This window comes from Psychrobacter sp. K31L, from assembly GCF_017942195.1.
GTDB lineage: Bacteria > Pseudomonadota > Gammaproteobacteria > Pseudomonadales > Moraxellaceae > Psychrobacter > Psychrobacter glaciei.
In genome coordinates this window covers 388,106-405,091 of sequence record NZ_JAGKSC010000001.1, presented here as the reverse complement: position 1 = coordinate 405,091, position 16,986 = coordinate 388,106, and the positions used below count along the sequence as shown (strand labels likewise).

The window sequence follows — 16,986 nt, the reverse complement described above, 5'->3', positions numbered from 1 at the left end:
ATCTCAGTTAATGAGATTAGGGTAGGGGATTATCATGAGTAAACAATTTACATATTCCATCTCAAGCATTCGTTTTGATGAAAACTATCAACCTGCAGACAGCACCCGTCTGACGACGAATTTTGCAAATTTGGCACGTGGCGAGAGTCGTCAAGAGAATTTACACAAAACTTTAACCATGATAAACAATCGTTTCAACGATCTAGCGCATTGGGATAATCCGACCGCAGACCGTTATTCTATCGAAGTTGATATTATTTCTGCCGACTTGGATATCGAAGGCAATGGTCATACCTTCCCAGTCATTGAGACCTTAAAAACAACGATTGTGGATCATAAGGAAAACAAGCGTATTGACGGTATGATTGGCAATAGCTTCTCCTCTTATGTGCGCGATTATGACTTTAGCATTGTGTTACCAGAACACTTTGCAAACCATCCAAAATCCGCGCCGCCAGAAGAGTTTGGCGATTTGCATGGCAAACTGTTTCAACATTTATTGAGCTCAGAGGCCTACCAAGCCAACTTTGATAAACAACCAGTGATTTGTCTGAGTGTGTCAAGCAGTAAAGTCTATCAGCGTACGGGCAATCAGCATCCTGTATTGGGGGCTGAATACAGACAAGATGGCGGCTCTTTGAACAAGGGGTCATTAACTGATGAGTACTTTTCCAAAATGGGCTTAGCAGTGCGCTATTTTATGCCTGCTGGTAGTGTGGCGCCTTTAGCATTTTATTTCGCGGGTAATTTGTTGCGTGATTACACTGACCTTGAGCTAATCAGTGCCATCAGTACCATGGAGACTTTTCAAAAGATTTATCGACCTGAAATTTACAATGCCAACTCGACCGCCGCTCAAGTGTATCAACCCAGTTTGAAGTACCAAGATTACTCACTGACGCAAATTGTCTATGATCGCGAAGAGCGCAGTCAGATGGCAGTGACACAAGGTAAGTTTACGGAAGATGAATTCATTACACCGTATCAAGCTATCCTTGATGAGTGGGCGGCAAGCTACGATGTTGCAAGCGAGACTGTGCAAAGAGAAGCGGTGCAAAAACGCGCTGATGATAAACAAGCTGCCTAGGGCGTGTCCTCAATTCAACCGATAGCGATCTAAATGGGCTAAAAGTGGTTAAATCTTGCCAAACATCGTCAATTAGCTAGGTAATATATCGATATTATCTGCGCTATTTTCCTTGTTTGACTGCCATTTACCTCACTTTTATCCTCATTTTTAAAATGAGGACACGCCCTAGCATAACCTCACTGGACGCCAAAATAAAAAAGTAAACATTATAGAAGATTAAAAATTATGAAACTATTATTACCGACATCGACAGCGGGTAGCTTACCAAAACCTTCTTGGCTCGCTGAACCTGAGAAAATTTGGTCACCTTGGGCATTAGAAGGCGAGCAACTGCTTGAAGCCAAACAAGATGCCTTACGTTTGACATTGCAAGAACAGCAGCATGCTGGGATTGATATCGTCAGTGATGGCGAGCAGACCCGTCAGCATTTTGTGACTACCTTCATTGAGCATCTAGATGGCGTCGATTTTGAGAATCGTAAAACCGTTAAGATTCGTGATCGTTATGAGGCAAGTGTACCGTCAGTCGTTGGGGCGGTGAGCCGTCAAAAGCCAGTGTTTGTAGACGACGCTAAATTTTTGCGGGCGCAAACCGATCAGCCCATCAAATGGGCGCTGCCAGGGCCTATGACGATGATTGATACACTGTATGATGGTCATTATAAAAGCCGTGAAAAATTGGCTTGGGAATTTGCTAAAATTCTGAATCAAGAGGCGAGAGAGCTTGAGGCGGCTGGCGTGGATATTATCCAGTTTGATGAGCCTGCGTTTAATGTTTTCTTCGATGACGTCAACGACTGGGGTATCGCCACGTTAGAGCGCGCTATCGAAGGTCTAAAGTGCGAAACAGCGGTGCATATTTGCTATGGCTATGGCATTAAGGCCAATAATGATTGGAAAAAGACACTGGGTTCAGAGTGGCGTCAATACGAGCAAGCGTTTCCAAAATTGCAGCAGTCAAGCATTGATATCGTCTCGCTTGAGTGCCAAAACTCGCACGTGCCGATGGATTTGATTGAACTCATACGCGGTAAAAAAGTAATGGTCGGTGCTATCGATGTGGCAACCAATACTATTGAAACCCCTGAAGAAGTGGCAGATACCCTACGCAAAGTTCTACAATTCGTCGATGCAGACAAGCTCTATCCTTCGACCAACTGCGGCATGGCACCTTTGCCTCGCGAGGTAGCACGCGGCAAGTTAAAAGCGTTGAGCGAGGGCGCGGCAATCATTCGTCAAGAGCTGAGCGCTTAGTTACTGGCTCGCACTTATCAATAGGTGGGATAGGTCTAATCAAGTTTGTTTATTCAGTTTGATTGAAATACTGTGGGTAGGCCATCAAGTAGTCTTAATGCCATTTAGAGATAAGTCATAGCCAAATTTAGGAGTTCAGCGATGAGTAAAGATATGATTGAAGCCACCGACTTTAGAGATGCCATGTCGCTATTGACGACTGCCGTTAATGTGGTTACCACAAAAGGTAGCTCTGGTATTCATGGGTTTACGGCATCTGCGGTATGTAGCGTCACAGACACACCGCCTACCTTGCTGGTCTGTATGAATCAGACCTCTCGCTCACATGCCCACTTTCTTGAAAACAAAACGTTAAGCGTCAATGTATTAGGCGCACATCATGAGCCAATATCTAATGCCTTTGCCTCAAAATTAAGTTCGGAAGAACGATTTAAACAGGGCGCTTGGACACAATTAGCGACAGGTGCGCCTGTTTTAGAGGATGCGCTGGTCAGTTTTGATTGTGAGATTGAGGATATTCAAGAAGTCGGCACGCACAGTGTCTTTATGTGCCGTGTGGTTGCCATCAAGCACGCCGTATCACAAGGTGGCACTGATGAAAGTTTGGTGTATTTTAATCGCGCCTATCATCAAGTGGGTCAAATAGAAATTGCTTAAGCTGACTTTCTGACATTGATTATTTAATGGTCATCTAACTATAGTCAGCTCAATATAAAAGTCAGCTCAATATAAAGAAAATACAGTAAAACTGGAATGAATTTTTTGTAGCCTCTGTCGGCGTAGGCACAGCAAGCTAGAAAAATTTGTATCAGTTTTACGTTGTCAGATAACGTATCCATTTTATTTAGCGTCGACTATAAAACTATCCTTTAACCGAGAAGTAACTATCCCGTGGAAATACTCATTTTTTTAATAATTGGTGCGCTAGCAGGGTTTGCTGCAGGGCTATTTGGCGTGGGCGGTGGCACCATCATTGTACCACTATTATTTATCGTCTTTACCCAAATGGGCTACAGTCCTGACAATATCATGCATTTGGCGTTAGGTACGTCACTGGCAACTATTATTGTCACCTCTATCAGCTCGCTCATGGCGCACAATAAAAAGGGCGCCGTCATGTGGCCTGTTTTTAAAAATCTCGCACCAGGTCTAGCGATTGGTTGCTTTTTGGGCGCGGGAATAGCAGGGCAAATATCTGGGCTATATCTTCAGCTTATCGTTGGCGTATTTTTGCTTTGGGTCGCCTATAAAATGTTTTTCGGTGGTAAAAAGCAGGTCGCTAGTCAGTCTGATGATGCTGATCTAGAACTGCCGTCTAAGCCTAAGCAATTAGCAGCAGGCGGAGTTATCGGTATCGCTTCTGCCATTTTTGGTATCGGCGGTGGCAGCTTAACCGTCCCTTATCTCACGCGTTATGGCGTGGTCATGCAAAAAGCCGTTGGCACCTCAGCAGCATGTGGTCTACCGATTGCCATTGCTGGTGCGTTAGGCTTTATGATTTTTGGCATGCAGCAGCAAGTCGATGTGCCCAATACCATTGGCTTTGTCCATATTTATGCCTTTTTAGGCATTAGTATTATGAGCTTTTTTACCGCAAAAGTAGGCGCGAAAGTTGCGCATATACTATCACCAGCATTACTAAAAAAATGTTTTGCCTTTTTATTAACCGTAGTAGGGTTTTACTTCCTTTATAAAGGCCTGCTCTAAGTGCCGCTTATAAAGAAAAGTAGTTAAGCAGCTGCCATGCATTAATACAAAATTCTATGGAAGGTATGACAATCCAATATTTTTTATTTAGCCAAATACTTGCCATAATATCCAGAACAATCCTGTCATGATGAAGATAATGATTAGCAACCGCTTTGCCCAATAGGGTAAAAGCGGTTTTTTATAGCCCAAATCATTCAACTGGCTGTCGACACCTCGCTGTAGGCTTTTGAACCCTTGATCTGTTTGAGTGGTTTTCACACGGTTTTTTATTAAACGATCTGGTTCTTCCTCTGCTTGCTCTCTATCAAAACTGATCGCCTGATTAGGAATACCTTGCTTATTGGCAATAGTATTTAATTTCTGCTGTTGTTTTACCTTTAGTGCCGTCTCATAAGCATCGATTCTACTCTTTGCTTCATCCATACTGATATTTTCATCGGCTGCCAATGTTTTGATCGCCATCACCAAATTGTTTTTTTCAATCATCATGATGATCGCTTTCGGCAACTTTGTATTGACTGGTTTTGCGCTAGGATCAGGATTAAACATGATTGTCCTTATTACAAGATGAGAGTGTGAATAGGTCGTACGGTGGTTCATTATAACCATTTTCTATCAGCAAGATTCAAGCAAAAAAATACCGCAATCATAATAATGACCGCGGTATTTTAATAGTTATCTTTATCAGCATTTCTGCCAATCTTCGATAACTTATAGATCTTTCCAGCGTTGGATAGATTCTTTGATGACTTCTTTGGCTTCTGCAACATCACCCCAAGATTCAACCACAGTTGTACCTGGCTTTTTCAGATCTTTATAGTGACTGAAATGGAACTCTAATTGGTTGATTAGCTGCTTTGGTAGATCCGCTAGGCTGTTGTAAGCATTGCCTGTGTCACGGTCATCAGCAGGTACGACAACGATCTTGTCATCCACTTCGCCATCATCAACGAACTTCATGACGCCGATTACTTTGGCTTTTAAGAAAATACCTGTTGGTAATGGCTGCTCAGTAAGCAACAACACATCTAGCTCATCGCCATCTTCGTCTAGCGTTTGTGGGATAAAACCATAGTTACAAGGTTTGGCAAAAATCTGTGGATCAATACGATCAAGCTCAAATACGGCCAATTCGCGATTCCACTCAATTTTATGGCTGCTACCAGCAGGGATTTCTACTACTACGTTGATAATGCCGCCATCTACGTCGCCGGCGTCCAAAATTTTGTTAAAATCTGCCATAAAATGCTCCAATTTTCTTTTGTTTTAAGTGTTTGAATAATCAATGATAGTCAAAGGATTGAGCTGGACAAGCAGTAAGATTATTACTGTGCCCGATTTGTGCTGTATGCAATTATAGCAAGTTTGGTCTGAATTTTCTCATAATGCTTAAGTCTAAGCGGGCAAGATATTATGCAAAAAAAGATTATGCAAAATAGCCTCAGAAAATCACTTGGGTGCAATTGCTCTTAGCTCAATCAGTCCAGCATGACGTTTGGCAATATTATCAATAAGCTTTTGGGTCACTTGCTCATAGCTCAAAGAATTATGTATGTGCTGAGCTGTTTGCGCCTCTGGCTCTTTTTGTATGGTCAAAAAATCAGCCAAGCGTAGCATTTGCATGCCAGCGTAGCCGCAAGGATTGATGGCGTTAAAAGCCGATAAATCACAATTGATATTGAGTGCAATACCATGATAGCTAAAACCATGCTTAATCTTAAAACCCAATGAGGCTATTTTGCCAAGCATGATTTTGTCATCCAAAGAAGTATTTTGGACTTGCGCATCATTGTCAGTATCAGTATCAGCATATAAATAAACACCGGGTGCATCACGGCGAGCGTGGGCGCTGATATTATCACTGATAGATGACGATGAGTTCTGTAGACAGTCATTTACCATGTCCTCGATCGCTTGCTCTGCATGCGATACAAGATTGCGTACACTCCAGCCTATACTGTCCAGATCAAATAACCAGTATACAACCAGCTGTCCATGACCATGCCAGGTCACCTGTCCACCGCGATCCGTCTTTATAATCGGGGTGTCAGTTCGTTGCAAGATATGTTCTTCTTTACCTGCTTGCCCAAGCGTGTAAACGTCATTATGATCGACAATCCATAGCTCATCAGGCGTGCGTAAGCCTTGCTCTTTTTTGAGTGCGATACGCTCCAAGGTACGCGCTAGCATAGCATCATGGGTAGAGACATAATCGGCGGCCGACAGCGATTTTGTAAGAAGGGTGTCGTGAGGAGAGGTATTGTGAGTCTGCTGCGTGACATTTTGCATAAGCGTGACTGTCTTATTGTTGTCTGGTGTAAAGTATTGGCGAATTTTGACTGGTGGCGAAAGTTCAACACGCCACAATGCTGAGTGTAGCAGTTTTTGTGATTGCCGCCCAAATTTTAATAGATACCTACAATTTTAATCGATATCTACTATAAAGCCTAAATATTAAAGAGACTCTAATTAAACAGAGTATAAAAGGCGATATATCCTTAAAATGATGATTTAGTGCAGCTATTGTCTTTATGACCGACACGTATTTTATACAAACCCAGCAGTCAATCAAAGACACTGTTCATTGCTTATTCAATGCGCTACATTAAACAGCAACGAATGGAATCTTGTTAGTTTTTATAATGATATGCGCGTGTGCAGCTATTTTCACTAGCGCTTAAAGATAAATATAGAGTTATCAATCAAATATAGCGTGCTGACTCTAACGCTTATGACAAGGAAGATACATGACAGACAATAATCAGAACACCACTAATCAGGCGCATACCAGTACCGATAAAGCGCTTAGTATTATGACTACTATCGATGAGATGCAAGCGCAGTTCTCTAGATTGCAAGCATTGAGCCGTGCTCAGCCAATAAATGATTGGGCGACACGGGAGACTCAATTAGACAACTTAGAGATGATGCTTAGCGATAACCAACACAACCTTGCTCAAGCGATCAGCGCAGATTTTGGCTATCGCAGTGAGTCTGAAACCCAATTTGCGGAGCTTGTTCCCAGTTTTACGGGTATCAGCCATGCCAAAAAGCATGGCAAAAAATGGATGAAAACACGTCGCGCTTCTATTTCAGCATTATACATGCCAGCTCATAACGAGATTCAGCCGCAGCCATTAGGTGTGGTTGGTATCATGGTGCCATGGAACTATCCATTGTTCTTAGCCGTCGGGCCAATCATCGATGCGCTCACAGCAGGCAATCGAATCATGGTTAAGATGAGTGAGTCAGCACCGCAGTTCGCGCAAGTGTTTGCAGATCTCATCGCTCATTACTTTTCGCCAGATATGGTTTGTGTTGTACTGGGCGAAGTAGAGATCGCTGCCGCTTTTAGTAAGCTGCCTTTCGATCATCTATTGTATACCGGCTCTACTGAAGTAGGCAAAAAGGTCATGGCTGCTGCTGCGCCTAATTTGACCCCGGTCACGTTGGAGCTTGGTGGTAAGTCACCCGTTATCGTATTGGACGGCGCCAATTTAGAGGCGGCTGTCAATCGCGTGATGATGGGTAAAACGCTGAATGCCGGTCAAACTTGTATTGCCCCTGACTATGTCCTAATCCAGCGCAAAGATCACGAAGCGTTCATTGGCTTAGCAAAAGAGTGGATGCAAAATCATTATCCAAACATCAGCGAAAACCCAGATTACTCGCGCATTATCAATGGTGAGCAGTTTAAGCGTATCAAAGGTTATTTAGATGGCGTCTCTAGTGAAAACATTCATAAGATAACTGACGCAGACTATGATATCGAAACGCGGTTGATGCCACCAGTTATTATCAGTGAGCCTGCACCCGATAGTGATGTGATGCAAAACGAGCTGTTTGCACCGATTCTGCCGTTGATGCACTATGATACGCTCGATGATGCGATCGATTTCGTCAATGCTCGTCCGCGTCCATTAGCGCTTTATGTGTTTGGTGAGCGTCACAGCGACATAGAAAAAGTACGTGACAACACGGTATCAGGCGGCTTGGCTATTAATGAAGTGATCCTGCATGTGGTGCAGCACGACTTGCCGTTCGGTGGGGTTGGACATTCAGGCACTGGCGCGTACCATGGCAAAGCTGGTTTTGAGCGTTTAAGTCACATGAAACCTGTTTTTGTACAAAATAAGCTCAACGGCATGAATTTCCTATTACCACCTTATGGCGGCTTATTTAACAAAGCTATGGCGTTTATGATGAAGTAAATGCTATGAGATTGTCCGTTTAATAACAATGGCATCTACGCAAGTAGGTGCTGTTTTTTTGTCCAAAAAACAAAATTTTGATGATTATAGTATTTATTTTTGATGACTTTATAATATTTTTTATACATAAAAGAAAATCTGAACCTAGCCAATAGTTATTTATAATCATTCTCATATGTCGCTACATTTCTTAATATTACTAAACGGTAGCTATGGTAAGTTTATATTTCTAATGAGAAATAAACATTGATTCCACATTTGCTATCAGCCAAGTGGTTCATAACTTAATATTGATACCTGACTTTGACATCGAAATAACTCATTTTAATAACGATATATAGGACATCCCATGCGCCAATGGATTGCGTTAAGTTTACTGTGTATGAGCGTGTTGTTACTGCCAGTCTCAGTCTCAGCGTCAGCCGCTTGCGCATCACCGATCAAATTTGGCGCGCTTACTTGGGAGAGTGGTCAGTTTACGACTGGGATACTCAAATATATTGCTGAGAGTGGTTACGACTGTACGATCGAAGAAGTACCTGGTGCAGGACCTGCACTCGAGACCGCATTGTCGCAAAACGATATCCAAATCATCGGCGAACAATGGATTGGGCGCTCACCGATTATGGAGCAGGCCATCAATGACAACAAAGTTGCGGTCATTGGCGATACCTTGCAAGGAGGTGCCACCCAAGGTTGGTACGTGCCGCAATATGTCATGGATGACAATCCGGGACTGCGTCGTTATCAGGATTTGCCTAAGTACGCAGAGTTGTTTAAAGATCCAGAAGATCCTAGCAAGTCACGGTTCATGAACTGTCCGTCAGGCTGGGCGTGTGAGATTTTTAACACCCAACTGCTCAAAAATACTGGCTTGGACGCGATTTTTAACAACGCTCATCCGGGTACGGGTGCCGCACTCGATGCTGAGATTGCCTCCGCATTTGAACAAAAAAAACCGCTACTATTTTACTATTGGCAGCCAACGGGGCTCATCGCCAAATACGATTTTGCACCGCTAGCGTTCCCTGCCCATAAGGATGAGTGCTGGCAAGACTTATTGCTGGCTGATGGTAGCTTGGATTGTGTATCGGGTTTTCCTGTCTCCCCGCTCAAGATTGCTGCATCGACACCTTTTATCAATGACAATCCTGAATTGGCAAGTGCCTTTGAAAAAGTTCAGTTCACGCCAGACCAACTAAATAGTGCGATTTTAGAGATGAGTGAAAGCAAGCGTAGTGGTGATGAACAGGCGCTTGAGTTTTTACGTGCCAATCCAAACGTTTGGCAAGCGTGGCTACCCAAAGAAGTCGCTGAAAATCTTGCTGCCAATTTAGGTATTAATCTAACGAACGATGGCACAGGCAATACCAGTGTCAATGCACCGTTGAATGACGCCACCTCAAGTAACGCCTTCCTAGCACTAACCTCCAGCTTTCCGTCATGGTCCCTTGAGACGCCTCTTAATAAAGCCTTAGCGACTGTGGTTAGAGATTATGGTGATGTGTTTCGGAGTATCAGTAGCGTCACTTTGACCTATTTGTTGTTGCCTATTGAGCGCCTATTAACGGTAATTCCAGCATGGCTAATTATTGGTCTGGTGACCGTGTTGGCATGGTTCGGGGTGCGCAAAGTATGGTTTGCCATTGCTTGCGGGGCAGGACTTTTTTTAATCGGTGCGTTTGGACTGTGGGGCGCTTTAATCGATACCTTAGCGTTATTGATCGTCTCGGTTTTAGTGACGGTGGTGATCGGTATCCCCATTGGTATTGCTATGTCGGGTAGCAGTCTGCTGCGAAAAATTGTCACGCCGATATTGGATGTGATGCAAACCATGCCAAGCTTTGTCTATTTAATCCCCGTGCTCATGTTATTCGGTATTGGTAAAGTGCCAGCATTATTTGCCACGATTATTTATGCTTTGCCACCGCTTATTCGTTTGACGACGTTGGGCATCACGCAGGTCAATCATGAAATGATCGAAGCAGGACGCTCGTTCGGTAGTACCCATTTTCAGCTACTCATTTGGATCAAGTTACCACAAGCGTTGCCCAGTATTATGGCGGGGATCAATCAGGCAGTGATGATGTCGCTTGCCATGGTCGTACTGGCGTCTATGATTGGTGCGCCGGGTCTGGGAGAAGACGTCTTGCAATCTATTCAGACGCTCAATATCGGTCAAGGACTACAGGCGGGTACGGCCATTGTCATTGTGGCGATTATCATTGACCGTATTAGCCAAGCTTTTGGTCAAGGAAAACGCGCGCGGCAAAAGACCATTGAAGCTGGCAAACGTCCTATCGGTTAAATAATAATGAGAAAAGCTATGAATCATATCCAGTTAGAGAATATCAGCAAAATTTATAATGCTAATGAGTCGCAAGCACAATCAGTGTTGAAACTACTAGCAGATGGTATGGATAGTGTCGCTGTCAAAAAGCAGACTGGCTATTCAGTCGGGCTCTATGATGTTAATTTGGCGATAAAAGCGGGGGAGCTGCATTGCATCATGGGACTCTCAGGCTCAGGTAAATCGACCTTGATCCGCCATCTCAACCGTTTAATTGATCCGACCAGCGGCAAGATATGGGTCGACACCACTATTAACTCTAAAATCCTGTCATCAAAAGCACAAGGCATAGCAAAAGAAAATTCATCGACTGCTGCTGCACCAGTAACCGCTAATACAGACGGGATAAACAATACCAACTCAAGCGACTCTATTAATATTCTAGAATTGGATGATAAGGCGTTACAGCAATATCGTCAGAATACCGTCAGCATGGTGTTCCAGCATTTTGGCTTGATGCCGCATATGACCGTCATGCAAAATGTGGCTTATGGCTTACGTGTCCGCAAGATGAGCGTGGAAGCACGTCATGAAGTCGCGCGTCATTGGCTTAATGAGGTAGGGCTACCCAATCTAGAGCACAGCTACCCTGATGAGCTGTCGGGCGGTATGCAGCAGCGCGTAGGGCTGGCGCGAGCCTTAGCGACTGATAACCCGATTTTGCTGATGGATGAAGCGTTCTCTGCACTTGATCCGCTTATCCGCGCCCAACTACAGGATCAGCTGCTTGAACTACAAGACCGTCTCAATAAGACCATTGTCTTTATTACTCATGATATCGATGAAGCGGTCAAAGTGGGTCGGCGTATTAGTATTTTAAATGGTGGTCGCTTGGTACAAACAGGCACGCCTAGCGAATTAAGAGACAATCCTGCCGATGACTATGTCGCTCAATTTATGCGTGCTAAAGCCTAATAATGGATTTATTCACGTTGAGGTCACTCTGAACGTCTTTGTTATACCAATCTAAGCAGCAGTTTTTATAGACGTTTTTGATTATCGTATGATTTTTGCTGCTAGGGGTAGTCACGCCTGCAAAAAACAACAAATATCGTTATACTGAACGGTCTTTTAAAGGCTCATGAGCATTTATTATTAGAAGCCCCAAGATATCTTTTAGTCAGTATCGCTTAGCTATTGAGCAATATGGATTTTTTACTTTTGCGTTTAAGGTTGTAACATGACGGTCACTTCTGCACCTATTATTACCTCGTTATTGGATAACGATTTGTACAAATTTACCATGCTACAAGCCATGTTACATCAGTTCCCGCAGACCCACGGTGTCTATCGGTTTCGCTGTCGTAATAATAGTGAGGCGGTCTATCCGCTGGCTGATATTAAAGAGTCGTTAGAGCAGCAATTAGATATGCTGTGTGAATTGCGCTTCTTAGAAGATGAATTGGATTATCTGCGTGGGTTGCGCTTTATTCGTTCTGATTTTGTCGATTATTTAGAGTTATTTAAGCTTAAGCGCCGTTTTATTACCGTCAGTACAGACAGTAAAGGGCGCTTGTTGATCGATATTGAAGGGCCAATGATTCAGGCGATGTTCTTTGAAGTATTCGTGCTGGCAATCGTTAACGAGTTGTATTTTAATGCCTTATCCAACCCTAGCGTGATAGAAGAGGGGCAAAGGCGCTTGGATGACAAGGTTGCGCTGTTGCATCAGTATGCAAAGCAACAAAGTACAGATAAGCCACCGTTCATCGTTGCAGACTTTGGCACACGTCGACGCTTTAGCAAAATCTGGCAAGCGCATGTGGTAGAAACCCTGCACAAAGCTGAGCCAAAAATTGTTAGCGGCACCTCTAACGTGTATTTGGCAAAGCAGCTTGGGATGACACCAATAGGGACGATGGCGCATGAGTTTATGCAAGCTTTTCAGGCATTAGATGTACGCTTGCGTGACTCACAAAAAGCAGCACTCGAATCTTGGGTGCATGAATATCGTGGGGATTTGGGTATTGCGTTGACCGATGTCGTTGGCATGGACGCATTCCTGCGTGATTTTGATCTGTATTTTGCCAAGCTTTTCGACGGTCTGCGCCATGACAGCGGCGATCCTTATATCTGGGGTGATAAAGCCATTGCTCATTATCAAAAACTAAAGATAGACCCTAAGACAAAGATTCTAACCTTTAGTGATGGTTTGACGCTTGAAAAGGCGTGGGAGTTGCATCAATACTTCAAAGAGCGTATCAGAACCAGCTTTGGCATTGGCACCAATCTCACCAATGATATGGGCATCACGCCGATTAACATCGTACTAAAATTGGTGGAGTGCAATGGACAACCTGTGGCCAAACTGTCTGATAGCCCAGGCAAGACCATGATTAATAATGATACGTATCTTGCCTATCTGCGCCAAGTTTTCGAGGTTGATGAACCTGAGTAGATGCCATTTAGCTATTTAATTATCTAATTCCTCAGTTTTTACCTCTTCAGCAAAAGCGGCATCCAATGCTTGTTGTACGGCATTGATGCGTGTCTCGCAAACGCGGTAAGCAGCAATTGATTCTTCCACCGTGGTCATCAAATTGTCGATATCAGGCTCATCTTGTTGCTGCAATTCAGCCGCATTGGTTTTTAGAATATCGTAAGCCGCTTTAAAGGTTTTTGGAGCGGCTTTTTTGCGCTTGCGAGTAGGAGTCGTCATGGGTTTTCCTGATTTTTAAAGTAAAAGTAAGTAGGGTCTGTTGAACATTCAAATGTGGAACTGGCAATGGCTATTTTTTAGACAATACGCAGTGAAATTTTTGATGCCTAGTCATTCTAGGTTAGATAATTTCGCCATGTATTGGCAAAAAATAGCCTTGCCCCTGCTTGTATACTTGGGGCTGATGCTAAAATCACCTCAAACATTGTTGCAAACCTAGCTAAGGTCTCGACATTATCGTCGGTTTACGCCTAGTTTGGGGAAATTTTAGCGATCAGCAGTCCTAATATTTGAATATTCAACAGACCCTAGATAAGTAATCGTTAGATATTATTGTGTGGTTCAGTTGGTGTCTCTGAGATTTCTGTCGCTTTTCTCTCACTACTAACATCAATAATCTGAGCTTTAGCCTTGCCATCTTTTAAGACGATATGAATGGTTTGCTCAGGATAAAGCTGTGTACTGCTAGTGAGTATCTGTTTGTCTTTATCATCAGTCAGCATCGTATAGCCTTGCTTGAGCACGCGAGACGGTCGGTGCAAAAGTACGATATCACGAAGATGGGCGCTATCACGTTGTGCCTGTATCAGCTGCTGCTGAGCGCTCTGCATAATGGTTTTTTGATAGATGCTACTATAGTTATGGGCGCTGGCTAATTGCTGATGTGCAAGGGTTTGCGTCTGTGTGTGTAACTCGGTTGTCAGTCTCGCCGCTTGCTTTACTTGCCGCTGTGCACTCTGCTGAATACTATGCCACGCATAGTCGCTGTCTTTTTGCAGGGCAGTTAATTGACCGATGGTGCGCGACTGCATTTGGCTCAATTGTCGCGCCGTTTGTTGCTCCGCGATATTGAGTTGACGCTGGGCGGCTTGTTTGATTTGCGCTTGATAATGTAAAGTCTGCGTGACCAGTTGTGCTAAATGGCTACTAATCGCCGCGATCACTTTGGATGGCGTGTCAAAGCTGCTGTGCGCCACTTCATCTAAGATCACTTTATCGCGCTCGTGACCAATACCAACCCAGACGGGGACAGGCTGTTCAGCGACCAGTGCGGCAAGCTCGTAATCATTGAGGTAAGCCAAATCTCCCACCGCGCCGCCACCACGAATAATCACTAATAAGTCAGGCAGATGCTGATAAGTATCTTGGAATTGTTGCTGAGCACTGACGATGGCTTGGCGAATCTCGCTTGGGGCATGATTGCCTTGAAAGGTCGCGTGATGGTAGTGAAATTGACAAGCGCCTGTACTCGCTAAGCGATCCGCATCGGCTTGAAAATCACCTAAACCTGCGGCCTTTTCGGGAGCAATCACTAGGACGTGCTCGATATCAAAGGGTGCAGGTAACTGTTGATTAAGCTGCAATAAGCCTTCACCAGTCAAGCGATCGACCATTTCGGCATATTGCCGTGCCAAATCCCCCAAGGTATAGCTGGGGTCAATGTCTTCAATGGTAATAGAGAAGCCATATTGTGCATGGAAACCTGCGGAGACTTTGAGTAATACAGTCAAATCGCGCTCAAGAGGCATGCCAGTCGCCCGCTCAAATTTTGCCAATACGCGTGCAGCTTTAAAGCGCCAAAGGTTGCCACGGCAGCTGGCGACTACTTTGCCTTCCTCATCTTTTTCAGCCAACTCAAAGTAATAATGCCCGCCTTTGCTAGACAGATTACGAATTTCAGCCTTCACCCATACGCGGTGGTCAAAGGTTTGCTTGATGACCATCTCAACCGCTGATAAATAGTCACTCAAACGCAAGACTGTATCTTCCAAATGGTCTTCCTGCTCAGCCAGTTCGGCTTCTAGCGTCGCTAAATCTTTGGCAGGCGCTAACACTTTTGCTGGTTTGGTATTTGAAAGATTGGGTTTGCGCATAATAGTAGACCAAGGGTTTTGAAAACAAAGATTCTAAAAATAAGGATTCTAAAAACAAGGATTCTAAAAACTAAGAAACTGAATAGAATGAGTACAACATTAGGTAGGGTAGTCTACCCCAAAAGCGCAGCTACAAAAAGTAAAGCCAGTAAGTCAGCGCTCAATATATTATTTTCATCGCTGATTTACTGGCCAAACCCTATTATATTTTACACCAAATACCGTTATTTTTATTGAGCACAAGGCAAAGCTAGGGCTACTTAAGTATTTATCAACTCATTCATTTAGCTTCAAAGTTTAGTAGAATGCTTTAACTTTGTCAGTTGATAATGGTTCTTTTATTGGCATCGGAAGTTGATTTTATACTCATAATCATCATCGCGTGACAAATTGGGTGAGCCAGTGCCAAAGATAGAACCAATAACCGCACTCGCTTGTCCGACCATACGACCCGTGCGCTCATCTAAAATACCATTATAAGCAACTTTGTCATCAACGATAATCACTTGTTTGCTGCGACAAGTGTTTTTGGCACTATCAAGCGCATTTTGCTGAGCTTTTACTTTGCTATCCGCTATCCCAGTAGTCTCGTAAATAGAGTTGGCACGTTGAATGACTGGTGAGGAAGGCGTGCTCTGGCAGGCACTTAAGATAAGAGCCGTCGCCAAAGTAGCAGTGATGGTGGCAGTTTTATTAACAGTATTCATAAATTATTCCTCTTTCCTGTAAATTAATCATAAAAACTAAAGACAAGTAGGGCAAGTATTTTGTTTATTAAAAGACAGACTAAATCTAACCTATTGCAGTTTGGGGTGTCTAGGCAGTTATTGTGTTCGGTATTGCGCTTGTATTACATGCTGCTGTTGCAGCCAAGAAAATTATCCTAATTTTACTAGTGCGTGTCATCATTTAGATTTTAAGACCACTAAATGTATCCATGTGCTAATTGATGACACGCCCTAAGTGTTCCAAGCTATTATTTATGATAAAACCATGTGCACCTGCCACAAACCTGAGGCGTACACAGCAAATCACTTGAAATAAAAATCATATCTAGGATAATTGAGGTATTCATTTTTAATTATTAAGTAATTTTATGCCATTAATTCCTGCTCCTGCTGGCGTGCTAGAAGTTGACGCGCTATGGCAACAAGACAATCCTAACGATCCGAATACCGACACGGTGGCGCTGCTTTGTCATCCCAACCCGCTGTTTGATGGCACGATGAACAATAAAGTCGTCACTACAATGTACCGCTTTGCGCGTGATAACGGTATGCACGTGGTCCGTTTTAACTTTCGCGGTGTCGGTCAGTCGACTGGCGAGCATGATTATGCGGAAGGTGAGGTGGTGGATGCAATGACCGTGCTACAATGGATTGCAGAACAAACCAATGCGCGCAAGCTATGGCTTGGCGGCTTTTCTTTCGGTGGTTACGTGATTGCGCGTGCGGCTGAGCAGGTGCTCGAAGCCCCTCATGTTTGGGGGTTAAGTGATTTTGAGATTACTAAAATTGCTCTTATCGCTCCGTCTGTTGAAAAAAACGACAGCGAAGATTTAAGCTTGCCAGCTGACAGAACCTTTGAGATATATGGCAATGCTGATGAAGTGATTGATCCTGATAATATGCAGAAATTTGCAGAACGCTTAGGTCTAGCAGTCAGTGTCGTGGACGGCGCTGGACATTTTTTTCACGGTCGCTTATCTGAGTTAAAAAAACTGTTGCAACAGCATAGTTTTGATGAGCATTGAAGATCAAGTAACCTCATAAGTTTCACCACCTGAGGTAGTATCAATCCGTAGGGACAGCACTCTTTTATGCCGCTTCCTTGTTGAA

At 43.7% G+C, this 16,986-nt stretch carries 15 protein-coding genes; 9 read left to right on the top strand and 6 right to left on the bottom strand.

Annotated features, from left to right (window positions below):
• The first annotated feature begins 34 nt into the window (after positions 1-34).
• From J5X94_RS01610 to J5X94_RS01595, 4 genes are all read left to right on the top strand, one after another.
• On the top strand, positions 35-1,087 hold the full coding sequence (locus tag J5X94_RS01610) for a DUF1852 domain-containing protein (RefSeq protein ID WP_210539568.1): 1,053 nt from the start codon (positions 35-37) through the stop codon (positions 1,085-1,087).
• 228 nt (positions 1,088-1,315) lie between these two features.
• Positions 1,316-2,344 carry a methionine synthase gene (locus tag J5X94_RS01605; RefSeq protein WP_189581590.1) on the top strand — a complete coding sequence of 343 codons (1,029 nt, stop codon included), beginning with the start codon at positions 1,316-1,318 and terminating at the stop codon, positions 2,342-2,344.
• Positions 2,345-2,497: 153 nt separating this feature from the next.
• Positions 2,498-3,001, top strand: coding sequence for a flavin reductase (locus J5X94_RS01600; RefSeq protein WP_210540027.1), 504 nt, complete (start codon positions 2,498-2,500; stop codon positions 2,999-3,001).
• Between the two features lie 234 nt (positions 3,002-3,235).
• Complete coding sequence (locus J5X94_RS01595) at positions 3,236-4,051, top strand: sulfite exporter TauE/SafE family protein (protein WP_210539566.1); 816 nt, start codon at positions 3,236-3,238, stop codon at positions 4,049-4,051.
• Positions 4,052-4,138: 87 nt separating this feature from the next.
• On the opposite strand, the gene J5X94_RS01590 is transcribed toward J5X94_RS01595, so the two are convergent.
• The 3 genes from J5X94_RS01590 to lipB form a co-directional block, all read right to left on the bottom strand.
• Entirely contained in the window at positions 4,139-4,603 is a 465-nt protein-coding gene (locus tag J5X94_RS01590; RefSeq protein WP_189581596.1) for a hypothetical protein, read from the bottom strand.
• A 162-nt stretch (positions 4,604-4,765) separates the two neighbouring features.
• Positions 4,766-5,296 carry an inorganic diphosphatase gene (locus J5X94_RS01585; RefSeq protein WP_010198287.1) on the bottom strand — a complete coding sequence of 177 codons (531 nt, stop codon included), beginning with the start codon at positions 5,294-5,296 and terminating at the stop codon, positions 4,766-4,768.
• A 207-nt stretch (positions 5,297-5,503) separates the two neighbouring features.
• Positions 5,504-6,343 (bottom strand): lipoyl(octanoyl) transferase LipB, encoded by an 840-nt coding sequence (gene lipB, locus J5X94_RS01580; RefSeq protein ID WP_210539565.1) that lies wholly within the window; start codon positions 6,341-6,343, stop codon positions 5,504-5,506.
• A 458-nt stretch (positions 6,344-6,801) separates the two neighbouring features.
• Here lipB and J5X94_RS01575 point away from each other — a divergent pair, with 458 nt between their 5' ends.
• The 4 genes from J5X94_RS01575 to pncB all read left to right on the top strand — a co-directional run bounded on the left by J5X94_RS01575 (position 6,802) and on the right by pncB (position 13,013).
• The gene (locus tag J5X94_RS01575; protein WP_201592490.1) at positions 6,802-8,265 is read left to right on the top strand and encodes a coniferyl aldehyde dehydrogenase; all 1,464 of its coding nucleotides are present in this window, start codon (positions 6,802-6,804) and stop codon (positions 8,263-8,265) included.
• A 349-nt stretch (positions 8,266-8,614) separates the two neighbouring features.
• Positions 8,615-10,573: a glycine betaine ABC transporter substrate-binding protein gene (locus J5X94_RS01570; protein WP_210539563.1), complete on the top strand. Its 1,959-nt coding sequence runs from the start codon at positions 8,615-8,617 to the stop codon at positions 10,571-10,573.
• An 18-nt stretch (positions 10,574-10,591) separates the two neighbouring features.
• Positions 10,592-11,530, top strand: a complete 939-nt coding sequence (locus J5X94_RS01565; RefSeq protein WP_210539561.1) for an ATP-binding cassette domain-containing protein — start codon at positions 10,592-10,594, stop codon at positions 11,528-11,530.
• Between the two features lie 265 nt (positions 11,531-11,795).
• Positions 11,796-13,013 carry a nicotinate phosphoribosyltransferase gene (pncB, locus tag J5X94_RS01560; RefSeq protein WP_210539559.1) on the top strand — a complete coding sequence of 406 codons (1,218 nt, stop codon included), beginning with the start codon at positions 11,796-11,798 and terminating at the stop codon, positions 13,011-13,013.
• 15 nt (positions 13,014-13,028) lie between these two features.
• On the opposite strand, the gene xseB is transcribed toward pncB, so the two are convergent.
• From xseB to J5X94_RS01545, 3 genes are all read right to left on the bottom strand, one after another.
• Positions 13,029-13,274: an exodeoxyribonuclease VII small subunit gene (gene xseB / locus J5X94_RS01555; protein ID WP_210539557.1), complete on the bottom strand. Its 246-nt coding sequence runs from the start codon at positions 13,272-13,274 to the stop codon at positions 13,029-13,031.
• A gap of 323 nt (positions 13,275-13,597) precedes the next feature.
• Positions 13,598-15,148, bottom strand: coding sequence for an exodeoxyribonuclease VII large subunit (gene xseA / locus J5X94_RS01550; RefSeq protein ID WP_189581616.1), 1,551 nt, complete (start codon positions 15,146-15,148; stop codon positions 13,598-13,600).
• A 338-nt stretch (positions 15,149-15,486) separates the two neighbouring features.
• Complete coding sequence (locus J5X94_RS01545) at positions 15,487-15,855, bottom strand: hypothetical protein (RefSeq protein WP_189581619.1); 369 nt, start codon at positions 15,853-15,855, stop codon at positions 15,487-15,489.
• Positions 15,856-16,244: 389 nt separating this feature from the next.
• Here J5X94_RS01545 and J5X94_RS01540 point away from each other — a divergent pair, with 389 nt between their 5' ends.
• Positions 16,245-16,901 carry an alpha/beta hydrolase gene (locus J5X94_RS01540; protein WP_189581622.1) on the top strand — a complete coding sequence of 219 codons (657 nt, stop codon included), beginning with the start codon at positions 16,245-16,247 and terminating at the stop codon, positions 16,899-16,901.
• Positions 16,902-16,986 lie beyond the last annotated feature (85 nt).